Raw genomic sequence first — 21770 nt, 5'->3', positions numbered from 1 at the left:
CCGGTCACCGGGTCGATGAATCGGATTCAGGGATCAGGGTTTGTTCGGGGGGAGCAGAGCGCACCTCACAACTCTCGGGCGAGGGTACTCCTAAAACGGACGTTCGAATTTGGCGTGGCCGTCGAGTGCGGCCAGGAAAAGTGACGCCTGCGCCGCTAGTCAGATCGGACAAAAACCGATCGACCAAAGGCGCAGGACGATTCAGCGCAGCGGCAGGACGAGGATGCCGGTGGCTGCCGGCCGGGCGCGCATGTCGTCCAGCCAGCGTTCGAGGTTGGGCCGTGCCGTGTGGGGCACGGGCGTGCCCATCCAGCGGTGTGCCGCGCAGGCCAGCGCGATGTCGGCCATGGTGAAGCGGTCGCCGCCGATGAACTCGCGGCTGGCGAGCGCCTTGTCCAGCATCGCGGCCAGCGGCTCGGTCCGTTCGCACGACTTGGCGATGACCGCCTCGTCGCGCTTCTCGACCGGCACGCGCACCATCTGCAGGAAGGCCGAGACCATGGCCGGGCTGAACGCCGTGGTCTGCCAGTCCATCCAGCGGTCGGCGGAGGCGCGCTCCTTGACGTCGGACGGCCACAGCGTGCCTTCGCCATAGCGCGCGCACAGGTAGCGCACGATGGCGTTCGATTCCCACAGCACGAAGGGCTCGCCGGCCACGTCCGTATCGCGGAAATCCTCGATCACCGGAATCAGGCGATTCGGATTCAGGCGAATGTAGGCCTCGGTGTCCAGCTCGCCCTGGTGATTGCCGATGTCGATGCGCTCGTGGTCCAGGTGCAGCTCGCGCGCGCACCAGACCACTTTCTGCACATTGATCGACGACAGGCGGCCCCAGATGCGCAACAGGCCTTGCGGCTCCTCCACGTCCATGGCGATCGGCTCTCCTTCAGGGTTCCGGGGCTAGCCTCAGGCAGCGCGCGGCTGCGGCGCTGCCTTGGCGATGGCTTCGCGGAACAGTTCGCCGAGGATCGTCACGCCTTGCTCGATCCGCTCCGGCGGCACCGTCACGAAGGCCAGGCGCAGCGTGTTCATGCGCGGATTGCCCGCATAGAACGGCGCGCCCGGCACGTAGGCCACGTTACGGCGCACGGCTTCCTCGAGGATCTTCATGCTGTCCAGGCCCTCGGGCAGTTCCACCCAGATAAACATGCCGCCTTCGGGCTGGTTCCACGTCACGCCGGCGGGCATGTGGCGCTTGAGTGCGTCAAGCATCACTTCGCATTGCTTGCCGTAGAGCGCGCGGATGGTCGGGATATGGCGTTCGAGCAGGCCGTCGCGCACGGACTCGTAGGCCATGCGCTGGGTGAAGCTCGGCGTGTGCAGATCAGATGCCTGCTTGGCCTGGCACAGCTTGAAGTGCAGTTCGGGCGGGGCGATCACGAAGCCCAGGCGCAGGCCGGGGGCCAGCACCTTCGAGAACGAGCCCATGTAGATCACGCCGTCCGGGTTCATCGAGAGCAGTGTCGGCAGGATGTCGCCGGTGTAGCTCAGTTCGCCGTAGGGGTCGTCTTCCACCAGCAGCAGGTTCAGTTCCTGCGCGCGCTTGACCAGCGCCTGGCGGCGCTCCAGGGGCAGGCGGCGGCCGGTGGGGTTCTGGAAATTCGGCAGGGCGTAGAGGAAGCGGGCGCCGGCGGTGAGCTCCGGCGTCAGCGCCTCGGGCACCAGTCCGCGCTCGTCGGTCGGCACCGAGACGAACTCGGGTTCGAACAGCGAGAACGCCTGCAGGGCGCCGAGGTAGCTCGGCGTTTCCACCAGCACCGGGCTGCCCGGGTCGATCATCACCTTGGCGATCAGGTCCAGCGCCTGCTGGCTGCCGGTGGTGATCAGCACGCGCTCCACCTCCACGTTGTAGCGCTTGGCCACGAATTCGCGCAGCGGCAGATAACCCTCGGTGGCGGCATATTGCAGCGCGCCCTGGGGGTTATCGGCGAATACGCGGGCCACCGCCGCTTCCATGGCCGCTACCGGGAACGACGCCGGGGACGGCAGGCCGCCGGCGAAGGAAATGACTTCCGGACGCTCGGTGACCTTCAGGATTTCGCGGATGGCCGAGCTGGTCAGTTGCTGTGCTCGGCGGGAGATGGCCCATTTCATGATCTGTCTCTGGTGGGGTGAATCTTGGACTGCGTGGTGGAAAAAATACGAATTATGCGATTTCGACAATCATTTCGATCTCGACGCAGGCGCCCATCGGCACCTGGGCCACGCCGAACGCGCTGCGCGCATGGCGGCCCTTGTCGCCGAAGACCTCGACCAGGAACTCGGATGCGCCGTTGGTCACCAGGTGCTGCTCGGTGAATTCCAGCGTGGAGTTGACCAGGCTCATCACCTTGACGATGCGCTGGACCCGGTTCAGGTCGCCGATATGGGCGTGGAGCGTGGCCAGCAGGTCGACGGCGATGGCGCGCGCGGCGGCCTTGCCGGTCTCGGTGTCGACGTCCTTGCCGAGCTTGCCGGCCCAGACCTTGCCGTCCTTGCGGGCGATGTGGCCCGAGAGAAAGACGGTGTTGCCGCTGGTCGCGGCCATGACATAGGCGGCGGCGGGGGCGCTGACGGGGGGCAGTTCCACGCCGAGGCGGGCGAGGGTGTCATATACGGACATGCATGGCTCCTGTTAGTGAAGTCGTCCTGGAAATATGGGGGGCGCCCCTTCGGCCGCGGTGGCGGCCGGTGGCGTGGCGGGTGCCGTGTTGCGCACGGCGGCGCGGCGGCCAAGGGCCACCACGGCAATCACCGCCACGGCAAAGGCGAGGGTGGGGGCGTCGAGGGGCTCGGCCAGGATCACGGCGCCGCCCGCCAGCGTGAGGAACGGCTGGAGCAATTGTATCTGGCCTACGCGGGCGACGCCGCCTTTTGCGAGTCCGGCGTACCAGAACAGGAAGCCGATGAACATCGAGAAGACCGATACATAGGCCATGCCGAGCCACGCCCGGGAGGATGCCGCGCCGATCTCGGGCGCGTGCGCCAGGGCCAGCCACGCCACCACGGGCACCAGTACCGGCAGGGACACGACCAGCGCCCAGCTGATGGTTTCCAGCCCGCCCAGCTCCCGTGACAGCTTGCCGCCCTCGGCATAGCCCAGCGCGCCAAGTACCACGGCGGCGAACAAATACCAGTCGGCATGTTGCAGGCCGCCGGCCCCCTGCCACAGGGCGAAGGCGATCACCAGCGCGCTGCCGGCCACGGCCGAGAGCCAGAAGGCCGGGGAAGGGCGCTCGCTGCCGAACCACGCCGCGAACACGGCGGTGGCCAGCGGCAGCAGGCCAATCACGATGGCGCCATGGCCGGCCGGCACCTCGCGCATGGCGAGTGACGAAAACAGCGGAAAGCCGACCACCACGCCCAGCGCCGTCACGGCCAGCCGTGCCCACTGGCGCCCGCGCGGCCGCCGTGCCGGGGCCAGCGCGCCGCGCAGGGCGAGCAGGCCCAGCGCCAGGCAGGCCGCCAGCACCGCGCGGGCCAGCGCCACGAAGATGGGGTCCAGCTCGGCCACGGCCATGCGCGTGAACGGCAGCGTCTGGCTGAAGATCGCCACGCCGATGAAGCCGAGCCACATGCCGCCGGAAGCGGGCGGATGGGAGGGAGAAGCAGAAGCAGAAGGATTTGCCATGATGGGGAGGCCCGGGAAGATCAGTGCGGCTGCGCGGCAAGGGCGATCCAGACCGCCGTCACGCCGAGCGCCAGCCCCATCGTGCCGTTGAACCAGCGCACGCGGTTGCCCTGCGCCAGCCAGTGCCGCAGCGAGGCGCCGAGCAGCCCATAGGCGCCGTTGCTGAAGAAGCCGAAGACCCCAAACACCGTGCTGACCAGCGCGATGCGCTGCGCGGGCGAGGGCGCGCCGGCCATGTACGAGGCCGCCACGGCCAGCGCCAGCATCCACGCCTTGATATTGGCGTACTGGAACGCGGCCGACTGCCAGACGTTCATCGGCTTGAGCACGGTCTTCTCGGCCAGCGAGGCGCTCCGGGCAATCTTCCACGCCAGCCAGAGCAGGTAGGCCACGCCGACGACATGGATGGCGCGCGCCAGCATCGGGCTGGCCTGTATCAGGGCGCCCACGCCGGTGGCGCACAGCGCGACGATGCTCGCGAAGCCGAACGCCACCCCGATGCAATGCGGCAGCGTGGCGCGCAGCCCGAAGTTGGCCCCGGTCACGGCGGCGATGGTGGTGTTGGGGCCGGGCGTGAACGCGCCCACGGCCAGCAGCGTGATCAATGCGAGGAACTGGGCCATCGACAGGCCCGTCAGCCAGTTGGCATCCATGACGGCGACCTCAGGCCAGCGCGGCGAAGTTGACCACCACGCGGCGGTTGGTGCGGCTCTTCTTTTCGATCTTGGTCACGGTGACCGCGCCGATCTCGCCCGTATTGGCCACGTGGGTGCCGCCGCAGGGTTGGCGGTCCACACCGGGGATCTCGATGATGCGGATGGTGGACGTGCCGGCCGGCGGCGCGGCGCCCACGGTGCGCACCAGATCGGGCTGCGCGGCGAGCTGTTCGGGCGTGATGCGGTCGATCCGCACATCGGTCTTCGCGCCGATCAGCGCGTTGAGCTGCTCGGTCAGTTCGGCCTTGTCCAGCGTGGATTCGGGGAGGTCGAAGTCGATGCGCGCGGAATCGGGCGAGATGCTGCAGCCAGTCACCGGCACCGGGATCAGCGATCCCAGCAGGTGCAGGCAGGTGTGCAGCCGCATCAGCTTGTGGCGGCGCGCCCAGTCGACGCGCACTTCGCCCTGGTCACCGGGCTGCACCGCCGGGGCGTCCGGCGCCGGCACGTGGAGGATGCGGGTGCGGTCCTCGGCGTAGATCGTGTCGATCAGCGCCACCACGCGGCCATCGGCCAGCACCAGCGTGCCGGTGTCCCCGGCCTGCCCGCCGCTGCGCGCGTAGCAGACGGTCTGGTCCAGCTCGATGCCGGCCTCGCTCACGGCCACGACCGTGGCGTTGCAGTGGTCGAGATAGGCGTCGTCGTCGAAACGCTTGGTGGTGGTGGCGGACATCGTCGGGGGCTCCTTCGGGGGTATTTATATAGTCAGCACAGGGTCTTGGTGCCTGCTGGGGTGTCGATTTCGGCCACCAGTTGTGGCGGCCCATCGGTCTGTTCGATCTCGATCAGGTCTGCTGCGCCGATCCACGCCAGCCCCTGCCGCAGCAGTTCCGCCTGTGGATGGCTGCCGCGCAGCCGACGCAGCGCCAGGTCCTGGCGCGGGAGGCTGATGGCGGGGTGGTTGGGCACGTCCCACTGGATCAGCGTGGGGAACAGGCCATCGCCCGCATGCGTCGCCTCACCCGGCCAGGCCGGCAGGCTGCCGTCGTCGGGCACGGTCAGGCGCCAGTGCAGCGCGCCGCGCGTCATCGGAATGGCCGGGGCGATGCGGTCCGGGTACTGCGCCTGCCAGCGCGACAGGTCGATCGGCCGTTCCACGCGGGCGGCCCAGTGGGCCAGGAACGGGCCGTCGGCCAGCCGCTCGCGGATGGCTTCGCTGTCCAGCCCGAACCAGCGCGGCCGATCCGGCGCCGGGGCGGCCGGGTCGATCGCGATCACTTCGAGGTACATCCCGCCGAACAGCCCCATGACGCGGTTGTGCGTGCCCATGCGCGGGTGCGCGCCGCCGCCTTGCGGGGCAACGCCGAGCAGGTCGGCAACATGGTTCGCGCCGGATTCCAGATCCGGGGCCGCGATCACGAGGTGGTCTATGGCGAGCGTCATTGTCGGTTGATGGTAGACAAGGTTATCGGTACAGTACCGATACAGTTCAGCAGATCGTATTCAGTACAGTTGCGGGAGCACCACATGGAAGGCAGCGAAGCGGACGAAAGGCGGCACCCCGGGCCAGACCGCAAGGATAGCGGAGGCCGCTCGGGTGCGTCGGGCGGCACACGGCCTTTGAGGCTGGTGATGCCGACGGCCGGCCACGAGCAGTTGCCGGACCCGATTCCTTCGGCCCAGATGACGCTGGTCGAGCAATTGACTGAATGGGCACGGCTGCGCATCGACGAACGGGTGTTCCGGGCCGGTATGCGCATGCCGTCGATCCGGCAACTGGCTACCGAGAAGGGGATTTCGCGCTTCACCGTGGTGGAAGCCTATGAGCGGCTGGTGGCGCTGGGCTACCTGGAGTCGCGGCGCGGCTCGGGGTTCTATGTGCGGGAGCGCGTGGCACATCCGTCCACGGCCGCCACGCCGCCTTCGGACGCCATCCGCAATATCGACGTGACCTGGCTGCTGCGCAGCATGTTCCATTCGGCGGAGAGCCACAAGGCGCCGGGCTGGGGCTTCCTGCCGAACGAGTGGCTGGACGGCGAGCTGATGTCCGGCGCGCTGCGCAGCCTGGGGCGGCAACCGGGCAACCATTTTTTGTCGAGCGGCACGCCGCAGGGCTTCCTGCCGTTGCGGCAGCAGTTGCGCACGCGGCTGGAGGAGCTGGAGATCGGCGTCACGCCGGACCAGATCGTGATGACCTCCGGCATCACGCAGGCGTTCGACCTGATCGCACGGCAATACCTGCACCCCGGCGATACCGTGCTGGTCGGCGATCCGGCCTGGTTCGTGATGTTCGCGCGCTTCGCCGCGCAGGGCGCCCACGTGATCGGCGTGCCGTACACGGCCGATGGCCCGGACCTGGACGCGCTCGAGCGCGTGGTGCAGGCCCATCGGCCCAAGCTGTTCGTGGTCAATTCCGTGCTGCACAACCCCACGGGCACCTCGCTCTCCGCCGCCCGGGCGTTCCGGCTGCTGCAACTGGCCGAGCAGTACAACTTCCTGGTGGTGGAGGACGATATCTATTGCGATCTCTGCCCGCCCGGCCACGCCGCCACCCGGTTGGCCAGCCTCGACCAGCTCCGGCGCGTGATCTATCTCGGCAGCTTCTCCAAGACGCTGGCCGCCAACCTGCGCGTGGGGTTCATCGCCGCCAGCCCGGAGCTGGCCGTGACGCTGACCGACAGCAAGCTGCTGACCGGCATGGCCACGCCCGAGATCAACGAGCGCGTGGTCTACAAGGTGCTGACCGAGGGCCACTACCGCAAGCACGTGGAGCGCGTGCGCGGCCGGCTGGACCGGGCGCGCGACGAGACCCGCCACCAACTCGAACGGCTGGGTTTGCGGATGTTCCCGGGCCAGCACGCCGGCATGTACCTGTGGGCCGATACGGGCGTGGACACCAATGTCATCGCTACGGCCGGGCACGAGGAGGGCTACCTGTTCGCCCCGGGCAGCCTGTTCTCGCCCAGCCAGATGCCATCCACCTGGACGCGCTTCAACGTGGCCAGCAGCGCCGATCCCGGCATGCTGCGTTTCCTGGCCGCGCAGATCGAGCGATTGTCCGGCCAGCCGGCCTCTGGCACCCATACCGCCCATGCCCCCGCCACCCCGGGGGCTTGAAAAACCGTCCGTCCATCCCGATTTGAAGGGCCATCGACCCCGCCGCGCACCGCGCCCGGGGCAACCCCGGATGTGCCCGCTTTGTTTTCAAGCTTTCAAGAGGAGAACCATGACCGCACCGCACGAAACGATGAGCTTCCAGGCGGAAGTGAAGCAGCTGCTGCACCTGATGATCCACTCGCTGTACAGCAACAAGGAGATCTTCCTGCGCGAGCTGGTGTCGAATGCTTCGGACGCCACTGACAAGCTGCGCTTCGAGGCGATCGCCAACCCGTCGCTGCTCGAGAACGATGCCGACCTGGCCATCCGCATCGAAGCCGACGCCGCCAGCCGCACGCTGAAGATCACCGACAACGGTATCGGCATGAGCCGCGACGAGGCGATCCGCAACCTCGGCACGATCGCGCGCTCGGGCACCAAGGAATTCTTCCAGCAACTGTCCGGCGACCAGCAGAAGGACGCCGCGCTGATCGGCCAGTTCGGCGTGGGCTTCTACTCGGCCTTCATCGTCGCGGACAAGGTCACGGTGGAGACGCGCCGCGCCGGCGCGACCGCCGACGAGGCCGTGCGCTGGGAAAGCACCGGCGACGGCGAGTTCACGGTGGACGCCATCTCGCGCGCCGAGCGCGGCACCACCATCACGCTGCACCTGCGCGAGGGCGAGGACGACTTCCTGTCGTCGTACCGGCTGCGCCACATCATCCAGAAGTATTCGGACCATATCTCGCTGCCGATCCGCATGCCCAAGGAAGAGTGGGATGCCGAAGCCAGCGCCCACAAGACCACCGGCGAGTGGGAGAGCGTGAACCAGGCCAGCGCGCTGTGGACGCGCGCCAAGTCCGACATCACCGACGAGCAGTACCAGGCGTTCTACCAGCACATCGCCCATGACCAGGAAGCCCCGCTGACCTGGACCCACAACCGCGTGGAAGGCCGCAGCGAGTACACGCAGCTGCTGTTCATCCCGGCGCGCGCCCCGTTCGACCTGTGGGACCGCAATCACAAGGCCGGCCTGAAGCTGTACGTGAAGCGCGTGTTCATCATGGACGACGCGGACCAACTGCTGCCGGCGTACTTGCGCTGGGTCAAGGGCGTGGTGGATTCGGCCGACCTGCCGCTGAACGTCTCGCGCGAGCTGCTGCAGGAGAGCCGCGATGTGCGCGCGATCCGCGAGGGCAGCACCAAGCGTGTGCTGTCGATGCTCGAATCGCTGGCGGACAGCGAGGACGAAGCCGATCGCGCCAAGTACAAGACCTTCTGGGAGCAGTTCGGCCAGGTGCTCAAGGAAGGCATGGGCGAGGACCAGGCCAACGCCGAGCGCATCGCCAAGCTGCTGCGCTTCGCGTCCACCCACAGCGACACGGCCGAGCAGTCGGTCTCGCTGGGCGACTACGTGAGCCGCATGAAGGAAGGGCAGGACAAGGTCTTCTACGTCACCGCCGACACCTGGGTGGCCGCCAAGTCGAGCCCGCATCTGGAAGTCTTCCGCAAGAAGGGCATCGAAGTGCTGCTGCTGACCGAGCGCGTGGACGAGTGGATGCTGTCCTACCTGCACGAGTTCGACGGCAAGGAACTGGTGTCCGTGGCGCGTGGCGACCTGGACCTCGGCGCGCTGGCCGACGAGACCGAGAAGGCCGAGCAGGAAAAGGCCGAAACCGACTGGAAGGACGTGGTCGACCGTGCCAAGGGCGTGCTGGAAGGCAAAGCCAAGGACGTGCGCGTGACGCTGCGCCTGACTGAATCGGCTTCGTGCCTGGTGTCGGACGATGGCGACATGAGCGGCTACCTGCAGCGCCTGCTCAAGCAGGCCGGCCAGAAGGCGCCCGACGCCCAGCCGATCCTGGAGCTGAACCCCGAGCACGCGCTGGTGAAGAAGCTGCGCGACGTGGCCGGCGACGAAGCCTTCGCCGACCGCGTCAGCGTGCTGTTCGACCAGGCCCTTCTGGCCGAGGGCGGCATGCTGGAAGATCCGGCCACCTACGTGCAACGCGTGAACCGCCTGCTGGCCTGAGGCCGGTTTGCGGCCCCGCTCCCGCCTGCGGGGGAGGGGCCGCCAGCGAAGACCCTCCCAAGATGACCACCAAACGCTGTTTCCCGCCGGTCGTCGATGCCCACACCCGCGTCCTCGTGCTCGGCAGCCTGCCGGGCGAGGTCTCGCTCGCCCAGAACCAGTACTACGCGCACAAGCAGAACCGCTTCTGGCACCTGATGGGCGATGTCCTCGGGGTCGATCTCGTCGGCCAGGACTACCCGGCCCGCCTGCAAGCGCTGCTTGGGTACGGCGTGGGGCTGTGGGACGTGGTGGCCGAGGCGCGGCGCGATGGCAGCCTCGACAGCAATATCCGCGACCATGCCGGGAACGACCTGCTCGGGCTGATCGGCACGCTGCCGAGCCTGCGGGCGATTGCCTTCAACGGCGGTACGGCGGCGAAGATCGGGGAAAAGGCGCTGGGGGCGCTGGGGGCGCATGGCGACCGCCATGCCATCCTGCGGCTGCCGTCGAGCAGCCCGGCCTATACGCTGGCCTATGCGGAAAAGCGGGTCGCGTGGCAGGCCTTGCGCGCCTGGCTGGACTGAATCGCCCAGCCAGGCGTGGGGCGTCTTCTTTCGATGACGAAGGGGCGACGCCGTTCAGGCCGTCGTGTTGACGATGTTCCCGGTGCTGGAGGCGCCGGCCTGCTGAATGGCTTCGGCCAGCTTGGCGACGGCCTGCTGGAGCGACGCCGAGGTCGACGTGACACCGGCCTGCAGCGCGGCCACGGTGCTGGCCTTGGTGCTGTCGTCCGCGCCACTGTTCTGCGCGGCCTGGAGCTGCTGCATCTGGGCTGCCAGCTGCTTCTGCAGCGCCTCGATCTGCTGCTTCAGCGCCTTGATGACCGCCGAGTCGCTGTCTTCGCTGCTGGCCGCGCTGGCGTCTGCGGCACCTGCGCCGCCCAGGCGTCCGGCGCCGCCCGGGCCCTTGATGTCGCCGCTGGCGCTGGCCGAGGAAGCCGAGGAGGCCGACGCGCTGCCGTCCGTGCTGGCGGCGGCGGCTTGCGCCGCGTCGTCAGCCGGCGCGGTGAAGCGGCGGGTGTTGGTTACGTTGGCGTCACTGGCGGTGACGATCTGAGGGGTAACGCTGCTGATTGTTGTCATATGCGTGGTTCCGATCGGGAGAGAGCCCACCCCTTCTTCGGCGCAAATCCGCAAAACTTTAGGCGTACCGAACAAGTCTCACCGTCAGTCACTTCTGTCACAATCGCGGCCATGGCTCGCCCCGCGCGGCGGGCCGGCCTCCCATTTCGATAAATTCCTATGTCCAGTCTCGGCCTTGGCGGTATTGGTGGCATCGGCCTGCATGTCATCGTCGCCATCTTCTTCGCGGTGCATGCGGTGCGCACGCACCAGAATATGTACTGGCTCCTGCTGCTGTTCCTGTTCCCGGGGCTCGGCAGCGTGGTCTATTTCTTCGCGGTCTACCTGCCCAGCCTGCGCCAGACGCGCGGGGCGCGGGCGGCGGGACGGGCGATCCGGCAGATCGTGGATCCGAACCGTGCCGTGCGGGAGGCCCGCGACGCCTTCGACCGGGCACCCACCGTGGACCACCGCATGCGCCTGGGCGCCGCGCTGCTCGATGCCGGCCAGCCGGCCGAGGCGCTGACGCACTACCAGACGGCCGCCAACGGCCCGTTCGCCTCCGACCCGGCCTTGCTGGAAGGGCTGGCGCGCGCCCAGGTGGCCACCGGCCAGCCCGGGCCGGCGCAGGCCACGCTGGAGACGCTGTTCTCGCACCACCCGCAGGCGCGCGAGCAGGCCACGCCCTCGCTGCTGTACGCGCAGACGCTGGCCGCTACCGGCGCGCCGGGCACGCGGGCTGCGTTCGAGCAGGCCCTGACCAGCGCCAGCGATGCCGCGCCGCGCTGCCTGTTTGCCGACTGGCTGACGGCCCAGCCCGATGCCGCCGACCGCGAGCGCGCGAAAGCGCTCTATGCCGATATCGTCCATGACGCGCGCCACTGGCCGCGCCATGCCCGCGAACACAATCGCGAATGGCTCCAGCGCGCCCAGACCGCGCTGGGCCAATGATTCGCCCCCATGATCCGCGCCCTTGGCGCCTTTTTCTCCGCTATGACGCTTCTGAAACGCAAATCGATCGAGGCCGTGGCCTCGCGCCGTCCCGCCCGCGGACACCGTGACGCATCGCGCGGCAACCTGAACGCCCGGCAGGATTCCCGGCAGGACCCCCGTCACGAAGCCCGCATGAAGCCGCGCTTCGCGCCGGTGACGTTCTCCGAGATGGACGGCGTGCGCTACCTGCATTTCGGCACGGAATGGGTCCAGGGCGCGATGCGCCTGCGCAAGCCGGACGCCATCGAGCTCGAATACGCGCAGCAGATGATGGCCTGGCTGCTGTTCCAGTCGCCCTCGGTCGATGACTTCCACGTGGTGCAGTTGGGCCTCGGGGCTGCCGCGTTGACCAAGTTCTGCCATCGGCAGTTCGCCCGCGCCAAGGTGACGGCGGTGGAGCTGAATCCGGCCGTGATCGTGGCCGGCCGCAGCATGTTCGGCCTGCGCGAAGATGACGCGCGCCTGACCGTGCGCGAGCAGGACGCCTGGGACTTCGTGATGGACAGCGCCAGCACGGCGGCCATCGATACGCTCCAGGTGGACCTCTACGACGCCACCGCGCGCGGCCCGGTGCTGGACACCACGGCGTTCTACCGCGCCTGCCGCCGCGTGCTGAAGACCCCCGGCGTGATGACGATCAACCTGTTCGGCGACCACGAGAGCTTTCCGAAGAACATCGTGCGGATTTGCGATGCCTTCGACAACCGCGTGCTGGTGTTCCCGGAAGTGCATGACGGCAACATCATCGCCATGGCGTTCAACGGGCCGGCCATCGACGTCTCCTGGGAGACGCTGGAAGCGCGCGCGGACGTGGTGGAAGCCGCGACCCAGCTGCCCGCCCGGGACTGGGTCAAGAAGCTGCGCGCGGCCAATGCCAATCAGGAAGACCGGCTGGTGATCTGATCGCTTTCTGAGGGAAAACGGTCATTCCTTGTGGAAGAACTGCGCCAGCGACCATTCGTCGGTGCGGGCCTCGTAGCGCAGGCCCTTGCGCATCGCCCACATCGCCAGCTGGCTGTGCGAGGGGATGATGGCGTGATCCGCCAGCGCGACCTTCGCCGCGGCGCGCGCGGCTTCCTCGCGCGCCTTGTCGCTGCTGACCGTGGTCAGTGACGTTTCGATCAGCTTGTCGAGCTGCGGATTGCTGTACTTGCCCCAGTTCCACGTGCCATAGCCGGTCTTCGGGTTGGGCGTGCCGGTGATCGAGCGCAGCGCCACATCGGCCGCCGCCGAGCCCCATCCCAGCATCTGGAACGAGAACTCGCCCTGGCGCGCGCGCGTGAAGTAGGCTGCCACGGGCAGGGTCTCCACCTTGGTCTGGATGCCGATGCGCGTCAGCATGCCGGCCGTGGCCTGCGCCACCTGGCCGTCGTTGAGGTAGCGGTTGTTGGTGGCGTGCAGCGTCAGCGCGAAGCCATCGGGGTAGCCTGCCTGGGCCAGCAGCTTCTTGGCGCCCTCGACATCGTAGGCGTCCGGCTTGGTGCCCGGATGGCCGAAGATCTGCGGCGAGACGATCGACGAGGCCGGCACCGCCAGCCCCTCCATGATGCGGCTGACGATGGCGTCCCGGTTCAGCGCCTTGCTGACCGCTTCCCGCACGCGGGCGTCCTTGAACGGGTTCTTGGCCAGCGGCTTGCCGGCCTTGTCGGTCACGAACGGCGAGTTGTCGCGCGACTGGTCCATCTGCCAGAAGATGGTGCGCCACGACACCGTCTGCTCGATCTTGAACTTCGGATTTTGCTTGAGCTTCGCCACGTCGGCCGAGGGCACGCTCTCGATCACGTCCACGTCGCCGGCCAGCAGCGCCGCGCTGCGTGCGCCGTTGTCGGTGAGGATGCGGAACACCGCGCGGTCCCAGTCCACCTTCGGCCCCCAGTAGTCGGGGTTCTTCGCCATCACGATTTCCTGCCCGCGCGCGAAGCGCACGAACTTGAACGGCCCGGTGCCGATCATCGCCTTGCCCGAGTCGAAATCGGCCTGGGTCAGCGTGGCCGCGACCCTCTTCGGCATGATCGGCACGCTGTTCAGGTCGTTGGCGAGGTTGGCGTAATTCGGCACGTTCATGGTCAGGCGCACGGTGAGCGCGTCGGGCGTGTCGATGCGGGCGATCGGCTTGGTATAGCTGGTGAACGAGCCGGGGCTGTTGGTCAGCTTCTCGGGCCGCTCCAGGGACGCCTTGACGTCCTCGCTCGTGAACGGCGTGCCGTCATGCCACTTCACGTTCGGGCGCAGCTTGATTTCCCACGTGATGGCGTTCACCGGCTTCCAGGACAGCGCCAGCCCGGGGATATAGCGCGCGTTCTTGTCCATGAACACCAGCGACTCAAAGATATGCAGCGCGATGGCGTTGTTCGGGCCCGCGTTGTTCCAGTGCGGGTCCATCGAGGTGACATCGGCAGCCAGGCCGATGCGCAGGTCCTCGGCGTGCGCGGCGCCCACGGTCACCCCGGCGGACATCGCAACGGAGAGCAGGGTGCCCAGCAAGGCATGGCGGATCTTGGCGGAACGATGGCTCGCTTTCATCGACAGGCTCCTCGGGTGGTGCGGGATGTGGGATGGGATGCCATGCATTGTGCCGTCAAACGTACACGCCTGCGTGGGTTGGGGGACTTCCTGGGCGATGGCACGGGTATGGGGTGTTTTCGGCACTTCCGGTTGGCGGCACCTTCCACCGCTTCGCGCCGATAAAAAAACCCGCTTGCGCGGGTTCTTTTATGAGTCGGCGGCCAGCTTAGTGGAACAGCGGCTGCTGGGTCGGCGCGTCCTCGGGCAGTTCGGCGTGGACGATCTCGCCCGAACGGTCCGCATAGAGCGGCGTACCGCAGTCTTCGCAGTACTCGGGGTCGAACAGCGCGGCGTGGCGGAAGATCTCCTCCACGCCGGCGTTGCGCAGTTCCTCGCAGATCTGCTCGAGCGGGTTGCCCTTTTCCTCGGCATCGACTTCGCCGGCCTCGCGGCCATAGACGGGCCAGACGATGCCGTAGATCACGTCCTTCTCGCCGCGCATGGTGAAGCCGACGCGGTATTCCTCGACCACTTCCTCGCCGAACGAGGCCACCACGGCCGCCAGTTGGCCGGCGGGCACGTCCAGCGTGCCGCACAGGTAGTTCACGGCGGCGCGCACGGTCAGCGGGCGGATGCTCTTGTCAGATTCGCGGCACGACAGGAAGAACGCATCGGGCAGCAGCAGTTCGAATTCGCAGCCCGGCAGCAGCACGGCCACGGACGGCTGCACCTGCTGGCGCCATTGCTCCAGGCAGGTGGAACGCTCGGCGTGGTGCTCCTTGGCATCTTCCTGCCAGCGGAACAGGGCGCCTTCGTGCGGCGCCACCACCACGGCCAGCAGGTAGCGCGGATCGGCCAGGATCGGGGCGGTTTCGGGCAGGTCGCGCAGATCCACCTTGGGCACCGTGCCGGCCAGCGCCGCCGAGGCGAGCTTGTGGGTCAGGGCGAAGGTGTCGCTATGAGTGCGCGGGAGCTGGTCGATGCTATATAGATACGGCGACAGCGCCACCTGGGTCTGCGTGGCCAGCACGTGGGCCTGCAGGTGCACGGCCAGCGTCTGGGCCAGCTCGGGCTTGAGCGCGCCGGACGGAATCGCGTAGCGGGTATGGGCGAGGATCGGCGCGGCGATCAGCAGGGCGTCATGCTGCACGCCGTCGATCTCGACCGTGGCGGACTCGGCCAGCGTCTCGGCCTGCTCGGCCAGCACGTCGGAGGCATCCGCGTTGTGCTTGAACAGGTGTTCGAGCGCGGCGTCGAGGGCGGTCTGGCTGCCGTTCTTCAGGAGGCGGCCCAGGCGCTGCGACAGCCGCCGCTCCCAATACCCGTCCTCCATGCGGCTGCCCGAGGCGTCGAGCGCAAGCGCGTCGGCCACCAGTCGCTCGGCATCGGGCGAGAGTCGGGGGGAAGACTTGGGGCGAAAACCTGCCATATGTGAAGACCGTCCGTTTTACGTAAAACGGTATTCTACTCGCTGCGTTGACAAACACCGCGCCTGGCGGCGTTCCGTCTTATTTCTGTGCGGGCGCTGCCGGGGCCTCGGCGGGGGCCGGGGCGTGGGTCTCGGCGCCGTGCTGTTCGCCGCCCATGGAGACGTCGCCGCCACCCTTCGTCAGCAGATACAGGGCGGCGCCGGCGACGACGATGAAGGCGATGAGGATCTTGACCATGGTGTCTCCAGTCGGTGCGGGGGCGTGCCGTGGCCGCGCCCGCTTATAGGGATGAACGCCGAATTGCGTAGGGACCAGTCTGGCAGTGCAGCCTTGCGTGGAACTTACGTGCCGGATCGGGGATAACCCGCAAGCTGGCCCGGCCGCGCGGCGCCCAGCAATGAAAAACGGCGCACCGTGGGGTGCGCCGTTGTCACTTCCTGGCCGGGGCCGGGACCGCTTATGCGGCCAGCAGCTGGCGCAGCACGAACGGCAGGATGCCGCCGTGGTTGTAGTAGTCCACCTCGATCGGGGTGTCGATGCGCAGCAGCACCGGCACGCGCTGCGTGTCGCCGTTGGCGCGATGGATCACCAGCACCACATCCTGCTGCGGCTTCAGGTCGCCCTCGATGCCTTCCACGTCGAAGGTCTCGTTGCCGATGATGCCGAGCGACTGCGCGCTGTCGCTGCCCTTGAACTGCAGGGGCAGCACGCCCATGCCGACCAGGTTCGAACGGTGGATCCGCTCGAAGCTGCGCGCCACCACGGCCTTCACGCCCAGCAGCTGCGTGCCCTTGGCCGCCCAGTCACGCGAGGAACCCGTGCCGTACTCTTCGCCGCCGATTACCACCGTGGGCGTCCCCTCGGCGATGTACTTCATGGCGGCGTCGTAGATCGACATCTGTTCGCCGGTGGGCTGGTGCAGCGTCAGGCCGCCTTCCACGCGCGAGCCGTCGGCCTTGGGCGGAATCATCAGGTTCTTGATCCGCACGTTGGCGAACGTGCCGCGCATCATCACTTCATGGTTGCCGCGGCGCGAGCCGTAGCTGTTGAAGTCCGCCTTCAGCACGCCGTGCGCGAGCAGGTACTTGCCCGCCGGCGAGGTGTCCTTGATCGAGCCGGCCGGGGAGATGTGGTCGGTCGTCACGGAGTCGCCGAACACGCCCAGCGCCCGCGCGCCGCGCACGCTGGCCGAGGCAGCCTTCGGCTCGAGCTGGAAGTCCTGGAAGAACGGCGGCTCGGCGATGTAGGTGGAAGTCGGCCAGTCATAGACCTGCCCCGTGGTGCCCTTGATGTTGGCCCACAGCTTGCTCGGCTTCTTGACCTGCTCGTAGTTCGTCTTGAACACCTCGGCGTCCAGCGCGAACTTCAGCAGCGCCTGGATTTCCTCCGACGTCGGCCAGATATCGCCCAGCCAGACATCCTTGCCGTTCTTGCCCTTGCCCACCGGCTCGGTCATCAGGTCGCGCGTGACGTTGCCGGCGATGGCGTAGGCCACCACCAGCGGCGGCGAGGCGAGGAAGTTGGCGCGGATGTTCGGGTGGATGCGGGCCTCGAAGTTGCGGTTGCCCGACAGCACGGCGGCCGCGACGATGTCGTTCTGGACGATGGCCTCGTTCAGCGCCGGGGTCAGGTCGCCCGCATTGCCGATGCAGGTGGTGCAGCCGTAGGCCGTCACGCCGAAGCCAAGCTTCTCCAGGTACGGCAGCAGGCCGGTGGCGGTCAGGTACTCGGTCACCACGCGGCTGCCCGGGGCCAGCGACGTCTTGATGTGCGGCGCCACGTTCAGGCCGGCTTCCACCGCCTTCTTGGCCAGCAGGCCGGCGGCCAGCAGCACGCTCGGGTTGGAGGTGTTCGTGCACGAGGTGATGGCGGCGATCAGCACGTCGCCGCTCTTCACCTTCACGCCGTCGGTGTTGGTGTACTCGCGGTCCAGGTCATCGGCATTCTTGTTGAAGCCGTTCTCGGCCACCGGCTTGGAGAACAGCGAGGCGAAGGTGCTCTTGACGTTGCCGATCTCGATGCGGTCCTGCGGGCGCTTGGGGCCGGCCAGCGACGGCGCCACCGAGCCCAGGTCGAGCGTCAGCGTGGTGCTGTAGTCGATGTCGCCGGCCATCGGCACGCCGAACATCTCCTGGGCGCGGAAGTAGCCCTCGAACGCGGCGATTTCCTCGGCGGTGCGGCCGGTGCCCTTGAAATAGTCGATGGTCTTCTCGTCCACCGGGAAAAAGCCCATCGTGGCGCCGTACTCGGGCGCCATGTTGCCGATGGTGGCGCGGTCCGGGGTGGTCAGGCTGGCGGTGCCTTCGCCGAAGAACTCGACGAACTTGCCGACGACCTTCTCGCGGCGCAGCATTTCGGTGATGGTCAGCACCAGGTCGGTGGCGGTCACGCCCTCGCGCAGGCGGCCCTTCAGTTCCACGCCGACCACGTCAGGCGTCAGGAAGTAGACCGGCTGGCCCAGCATGCCGGCTTCGGCCTCGATGCCGCCCACGCCCCAGCCCACCACGCCGATGCCGTTGATCATCGTGGTATGCGAGTCGGTGCCAACGAGCGTGTCCGGATAGTAGACACCGTCCTTCTTGTGCACGCCGCGCGCCAGGTATTCGAGGTTCACCTGGTGGACGATGCCGAAGCCCGGTTGCACCACGCCGAAGGTGTCGAAGGCCTGCATGCCCCACTTCATGAACTGGTAGCGCTCGTTGTTGCGCTTGAATTCCAGCTGCATGTTCAGGTCGAGCGCCTTTTTCTCGCGGAAATGGTCGATCTGCACCGAGTGGTCGACCACCAGATCCACCGGCACCAGCGGCTCGATCTTCTTGGGGTTCTTGCCCATCTTCTCGGCCACGTTGCGCATTGCGGCCAGGTCGGCCAGCAGCGGCACGCCCGTGAAGTCCTGCAGCACCACGCGGGCTACCACGAACGGGATCTCGTCCACGCGGTCGGCCTTGGGCTTCCAGTTGGCCAGTTGTCGAACGTGTTCCTCGGTGACCTTCTTGCCGTCGCAGTTGCGCAGCACCGATTCCAGCACCAGCCGGATCGAAATCGGCAGCCGTTCGATCTTCACGCCCAGTGCCTTGCCCAGCTGCGGCAGGGAGTAGTACTGGCCGCGGCCGCCGGTGGCGAGCTTGAATTCCTTGAGAGTTTTATTGAGATTGTGGGGCATTGCCTGACTCCAATCGAGGGATGACGCGGGACGCGATTTTCTAAACTTTCTTCTTCTTCAGACCCCGGTGCACGAGAGGGTTCCGCCGCCTTGACGCGGCGCGGCCGGAGATTCCCCGGACGCGCACCGTGACAACAAACTCAACTGCCGCGCGGCGAGGGGCCGCGCGAAGTACTGCAATGATCGCAAATTTACGACTTTACTGCTTCGGAGCCTGGGCGGCGGGGGCGGGCTGGGCTTCGGCGGCCGGGGCCGGAGCCATCAGCAGCGGCGTGGCCACCGGTGCGCGCAGGGCGCCGGCCTGGGTCGGGGCCGAGCCACCGGCCTGCATGTCGGCGTTCTGGCATTCGTCGGCCAGGCGCTGGCCCAGGTTCTTGTTGAACAGCATGGCCTTGCCCGGGATCACGACGAGGTCGAGGCCCGATTGCTGGTCGAAGTAGCGGTCGGCGCCGGTCACGGTGGACTGGCGCGGCAGGCGGTAGTCACGGCCTTGCCAGTGCACGGTCAGCACTTCGTCGCGCAGCATGTTGCCATTGATATAGATGACGTTGCCCAGCTCGCACTGCCACTTCTCGCCGGACGGCGTGGCGGGGGCGGCGGCAGCAGTCGTGGCCTTCTTGCTGGACTTGGCGGGCGCTTTCTTGGTCGCAGCCGGCTTCTTGGCGGGTTCCTGAGCCATGGCGGTGGAGGCGACGGTCAGCGAGAGGGCGCCGAGCAAGGAGGCAAGCACGATCTTTTTCATGGGTATTCCTTCCGGATTTTGAATGATTACTTGGGGGCTCTGATATTGGGCGGGGCCGGGTGCCCGTGCGGACGCCCGGCAACTTTCCGCCGCTATTCTCTACGATTTGCCTGACAGGGCGAAGTCCGTCATCTATTGGTTACACAATCGGAAATGTCTGGTTTGCCATGGGGCACTTCAGGCCGGAAAAGGGCAGTATCCGCGCGCTGAGGCGTCACCCGGGTCATTCAGTCGAAGAACAGCTCGGCCGCCGCTGCCGGCAGGTGGGTGCCCGTCGCGTGAGCACGCTGCAACAGCGCCCAGTAGTACCGGTAGCTGGCGCGGTCGTGCAACTGGCCGTCATGGCGGATTGGCGCCCAGTTGTTCTCGTGCGCGGCCAGCAGAATCTCGCTGGCCGCGCCGATCTCGGTGTCGGTGGGGCGGAAAGCGGCCACGATCGGGGCAATCTGGCCCGGATGGATGCTCCACTTGCGCAGGTAGCCGAACTCGGCGCGGGCGCGGCTGGCGTCTTCGCCGGCGCGCTGCGGATGCTGAACGTCCGTGCTGACGTTGTGCGACGGCACTTTGCCGTGGCGATGGCAGGCCGCCGAGATCTCCAGCATCGCGCGGCGGATCAGCGGGTATTCGAACTGGCCCGGCGAGCGCATCGCATCGCCCGGAATGGCGCCGTGGTGCGCGGAGACGAAGTCCATCAGCCCGAAGCTGAGGCACTCCACCTGGACCAGCGCGGCGATATCGAAGACCTGTTCGAGTGCTGCATGTGTCTCAATCAGCACATGAATCGGGATATGCCGGGCGATGCCGGCACTGCGCGCCACGTGGTTGACGTGGTCGGTCACCCGGGCCACTTCCACCACATCGGTCACCTTCGGCACCACGACGTAGGCCAGCCGCGCGCCAGCGGCGGCGACCAGGATGTCGATGTCCTCGCGCCAGTGCGGGTGGGCCGGGTCGTGGATGCGCACGCCCACGCGATTGTGGACGTTCGCGGGGCTGTTGATCAGCTGGGCGCACAGCGTGGCGTGCTCGCGCTCCAGGCCGACGGCGGCGCCGTCCTCGCAATCGAACGTGATGTCGAACACGGGCCCAAGCTCTTGCTGCAGGGCCAGCGACTTGCGCATGAGCTTTTCGCTGCCGGCATAGTGGTCACACACCGGCAACTGGACCGGGATGGCTTCGCCCTGGAACAAGACCTCGGAAGGATGCACGTTGAATACTTATGGAGTGGGGGGTAATTGACGAGACAAAGCCCGCGCCCATGAAAAAACCGGGGTCCGCGCCGATTGTTGCATCGATGCGGGACCCCGGTTCGTCATGCGCGGGAAGCTCCGGAAGATCAGCCCAGCAGATGCTGCACGCCGGCCTTTTCTTCTTCCAGTTCCTTCAGGGTGATGTTGATCTTTTCCTGGCTGTAGGCGTCGATCTCCAGACCCTTCACGATTTCATACTTGCCGTTGGCGGTGGTCACCGGGTAGCCGAACATGGTGTCGGCCGGGATGCCGTATTCGCCGTTCGACGGGATGCCCATCGTGACGACCTTGCCGTTCGAGCCCAGTACCCAGTCGTGCACGTGGTCGATGGCGGCGTTGGCGGCCGAGGCAGCCGACGACAGGCCACGGGCCTCGATGATGGCGGCGCCGCGCTTGCCAACGGTCGGCAGGAACACGTCGTTGTTCCAGACCGGGTCGTTGATCATGTCCTTGACGCTCTTGCCGTCCACGGTGGCGTAGCGGTAGTCGGCGTACATGGTCGGGCTGTGGTTGCCCCACACGAACATCTTCTCGATCGACGCCACCGGCTTGCCGGTCTTGGCGGCGATCTGCGACAGCGCGCGATTGTGGTCCAGGCGCAGCATCGCGGTGAAGTTCTCGCGCGGCAGGCTCGGGGCCGACTTCATGGCGATGTAGGCGTTGGTGTTGGCCGGGTTGCCCACCACCAGCACCTTGACGTTGCGGCTCGCCACTTCGTCGAGCGCCTTGCCCTGCACCGTGAAGATCTGGGCGTTGGCTTCGAGCAGGTCCTTGCGTTCCATGCCCTTGCTACGGGGACGGGCGCCAACCAGCAGGGCCACGTCGGCGTCCTTGAAGGCAACCTTGGGGTCATCGGTGATGACCACGCCGGCCAGCAGCGGGAACGCGCAGTCTTCCAGTTCCATCACCACGCCCTTGACGGCGGCCTGGGCTTGCGGGAGGTCGAGCAGTTGGAGGATAACCGGCTGGTCTTTGCCGAGCATGTCGCCATTGGCGATGCGGAACAGCAGGGAATAGCCGATCTGGCCAGCGGCGCCGGTCACTGCGACGCGCATTGGGGCTTTAGCCATGAGTAAATCTCCAAACGAAATGAGGGGTAACCGGTCAGTGGCGCCTGCCGCACGGGGCGGGCGCGTCGCGTGTCGCCACGGGGCAGGCTGGCGTCCGCCGCGTCGGGGGCGACAAGGCGT

20 protein-coding genes are annotated in these 21770 nt (G+C 67.3%); 5 read left to right on the top strand and 15 right to left on the bottom strand.

The window, feature by feature from the left end; translation table 11 throughout:
* Positions 1-201: 201 nt before the first annotated feature.
* Genes BM115_RS02470 through BM115_RS02440 form a run of 7 tightly spaced genes read right to left on the bottom strand, consistent with a single transcriptional unit; the run spans position 202 to position 5709 of the window.
* On the bottom strand, positions 202-846 hold the full coding sequence (locus BM115_RS02470; protein ID WP_092290859.1) for a glutathione S-transferase family protein: 645 nt from the start codon (positions 844-846) through the stop codon (positions 202-204).
* Between the two features lie 60 nt (positions 847-906).
* Positions 907-2094: an aminotransferase-like domain-containing protein gene (locus BM115_RS02465; protein WP_092290211.1), complete on the bottom strand. Its 1188-nt coding sequence runs from the start codon at positions 2092-2094 to the stop codon at positions 907-909.
* Positions 2095-2146: 52 nt separating this feature from the next.
* Complete coding sequence (locus BM115_RS02460; protein ID WP_092290209.1) at positions 2147-2602, bottom strand: RidA family protein; 456 nt, start codon at positions 2600-2602, stop codon at positions 2147-2149.
* Between the two features lie 12 nt (positions 2603-2614).
* A complete protein-coding gene (locus BM115_RS02455) occupies positions 2615-3610 on the bottom strand; it encodes a DMT family transporter (RefSeq protein ID WP_255370664.1) in 996 nt (331 codons plus the stop codon).
* 20 nt (positions 3611-3630) lie between these two features.
* Entirely contained in the window at positions 3631-4263 is a 633-nt protein-coding gene (locus tag BM115_RS02450) for a LysE family translocator (RefSeq protein ID WP_092290199.1), read from the bottom strand.
* A 10-nt stretch (positions 4264-4273) separates the two neighbouring features.
* On the bottom strand, positions 4274-4999 hold the full coding sequence (locus BM115_RS02445; RefSeq protein WP_092290197.1) for an alanyl-tRNA editing protein: 726 nt from the start codon (positions 4997-4999) through the stop codon (positions 4274-4276).
* A gap of 32 nt (positions 5000-5031) precedes the next feature.
* Positions 5032-5709: a VOC family protein gene (locus BM115_RS02440; RefSeq protein ID WP_092290196.1), complete on the bottom strand. Its 678-nt coding sequence runs from the start codon at positions 5707-5709 to the stop codon at positions 5032-5034.
* A gap of 189 nt (positions 5710-5898) precedes the next feature.
* On the opposite strand from BM115_RS02440, the gene BM115_RS02435 reads away from it, so the two are divergent.
* From BM115_RS02435 to BM115_RS02425, 3 genes are all read left to right on the top strand, one after another.
* Positions 5899-7383 carry an aminotransferase-like domain-containing protein gene (locus tag BM115_RS02435; protein ID WP_255370663.1) on the top strand — a complete coding sequence of 495 codons (1485 nt, stop codon included), beginning with the start codon at positions 5899-5901 and terminating at the stop codon, positions 7381-7383.
* 109 nt (positions 7384-7492) lie between these two features.
* The gene (gene htpG / locus BM115_RS02430) at positions 7493-9394 is read left to right on the top strand and encodes a molecular chaperone HtpG (RefSeq protein WP_092290194.1); all 1902 of its coding nucleotides are present in this window, start codon (positions 7493-7495) and stop codon (positions 9392-9394) included.
* 62 nt (positions 9395-9456) lie between these two features.
* A complete protein-coding gene (locus BM115_RS02425) occupies positions 9457-9960 on the top strand; it encodes a DNA-deoxyinosine glycosylase (RefSeq protein WP_092290193.1) in 504 nt (167 codons plus the stop codon).
* A 54-nt stretch (positions 9961-10014) separates the two neighbouring features.
* Here BM115_RS02425 and BM115_RS02420 read toward each other — a convergent pair whose 3' ends face one another.
* Positions 10015-10518 carry a hypothetical protein gene (locus tag BM115_RS02420; protein WP_092290192.1) on the bottom strand — a complete coding sequence of 168 codons (504 nt, stop codon included), beginning with the start codon at positions 10516-10518 and terminating at the stop codon, positions 10015-10017.
* A gap of 159 nt (positions 10519-10677) precedes the next feature.
* Here BM115_RS02420 and BM115_RS02415 point away from each other — a divergent pair, with 159 nt between their 5' ends.
* The gene (locus BM115_RS02415; RefSeq protein WP_092290191.1) at positions 10678-11448 is read left to right on the top strand and encodes a tetratricopeptide repeat protein; all 771 of its coding nucleotides are present in this window, start codon (positions 10678-10680) and stop codon (positions 11446-11448) included.
* A 42-nt stretch (positions 11449-11490) separates the two neighbouring features.
* Entirely contained in the window at positions 11491-12393 is a 903-nt protein-coding gene (locus BM115_RS02410; protein WP_092290857.1) for a class I SAM-dependent methyltransferase, read from the top strand.
* A gap of 21 nt (positions 12394-12414) precedes the next feature.
* On the opposite strand, the gene BM115_RS02405 is transcribed toward BM115_RS02410, so the two are convergent.
* From BM115_RS02405 to BM115_RS02380, 7 genes are all read right to left on the bottom strand, one after another.
* Positions 12415-13947, bottom strand: coding sequence for an ABC transporter substrate-binding protein (locus tag BM115_RS02405; RefSeq protein WP_255370685.1), 1533 nt, complete (start codon positions 13945-13947; stop codon positions 12415-12417).
* Positions 13948-14221: 274 nt separating this feature from the next.
* Entirely contained in the window at positions 14222-15424 is a 1203-nt protein-coding gene (locus BM115_RS02400; protein WP_092290187.1) for a DUF2863 family protein, read from the bottom strand.
* Between the two features lie 79 nt (positions 15425-15503).
* Positions 15504-15662 carry a hypothetical protein gene (locus tag BM115_RS27240; RefSeq protein WP_177219833.1) on the bottom strand — a complete coding sequence of 53 codons (159 nt, stop codon included), beginning with the start codon at positions 15660-15662 and terminating at the stop codon, positions 15504-15506.
* A 220-nt stretch (positions 15663-15882) separates the two neighbouring features.
* Positions 15883-18588, bottom strand: a complete 2706-nt coding sequence (gene acnA / locus BM115_RS02395; RefSeq protein ID WP_092290185.1) for an aconitate hydratase AcnA — start codon at positions 18586-18588, stop codon at positions 15883-15885.
* Between the two features lie 199 nt (positions 18589-18787).
* The gene (locus tag BM115_RS02390; protein WP_092290183.1) at positions 18788-19330 is read right to left on the bottom strand and encodes a hypothetical protein; all 543 of its coding nucleotides are present in this window, start codon (positions 19328-19330) and stop codon (positions 18788-18790) included.
* 227 nt (positions 19331-19557) lie between these two features.
* Positions 19558-20538: an HpcH/HpaI aldolase/citrate lyase family protein gene (locus tag BM115_RS02385; protein WP_092290181.1), complete on the bottom strand. Its 981-nt coding sequence runs from the start codon at positions 20536-20538 to the stop codon at positions 19558-19560.
* 128 nt (positions 20539-20666) lie between these two features.
* Positions 20667-21650: a malate dehydrogenase gene (locus BM115_RS02380; protein ID WP_092290179.1), complete on the bottom strand. Its 984-nt coding sequence runs from the start codon at positions 21648-21650 to the stop codon at positions 20667-20669.
* Between the last annotated feature and the right edge of the window lie 120 nt (positions 21651-21770).

Source organism: Cupriavidus sp. OV096, assembly GCF_900115455.1.
Lineage (GTDB): Bacteria > Pseudomonadota > Gammaproteobacteria > Burkholderiales > Burkholderiaceae > Cupriavidus.
The sequence above is the reverse complement of the archived record's forward strand: the minus strand, read 5'-3'. Positions and strand labels throughout refer to the sequence as shown.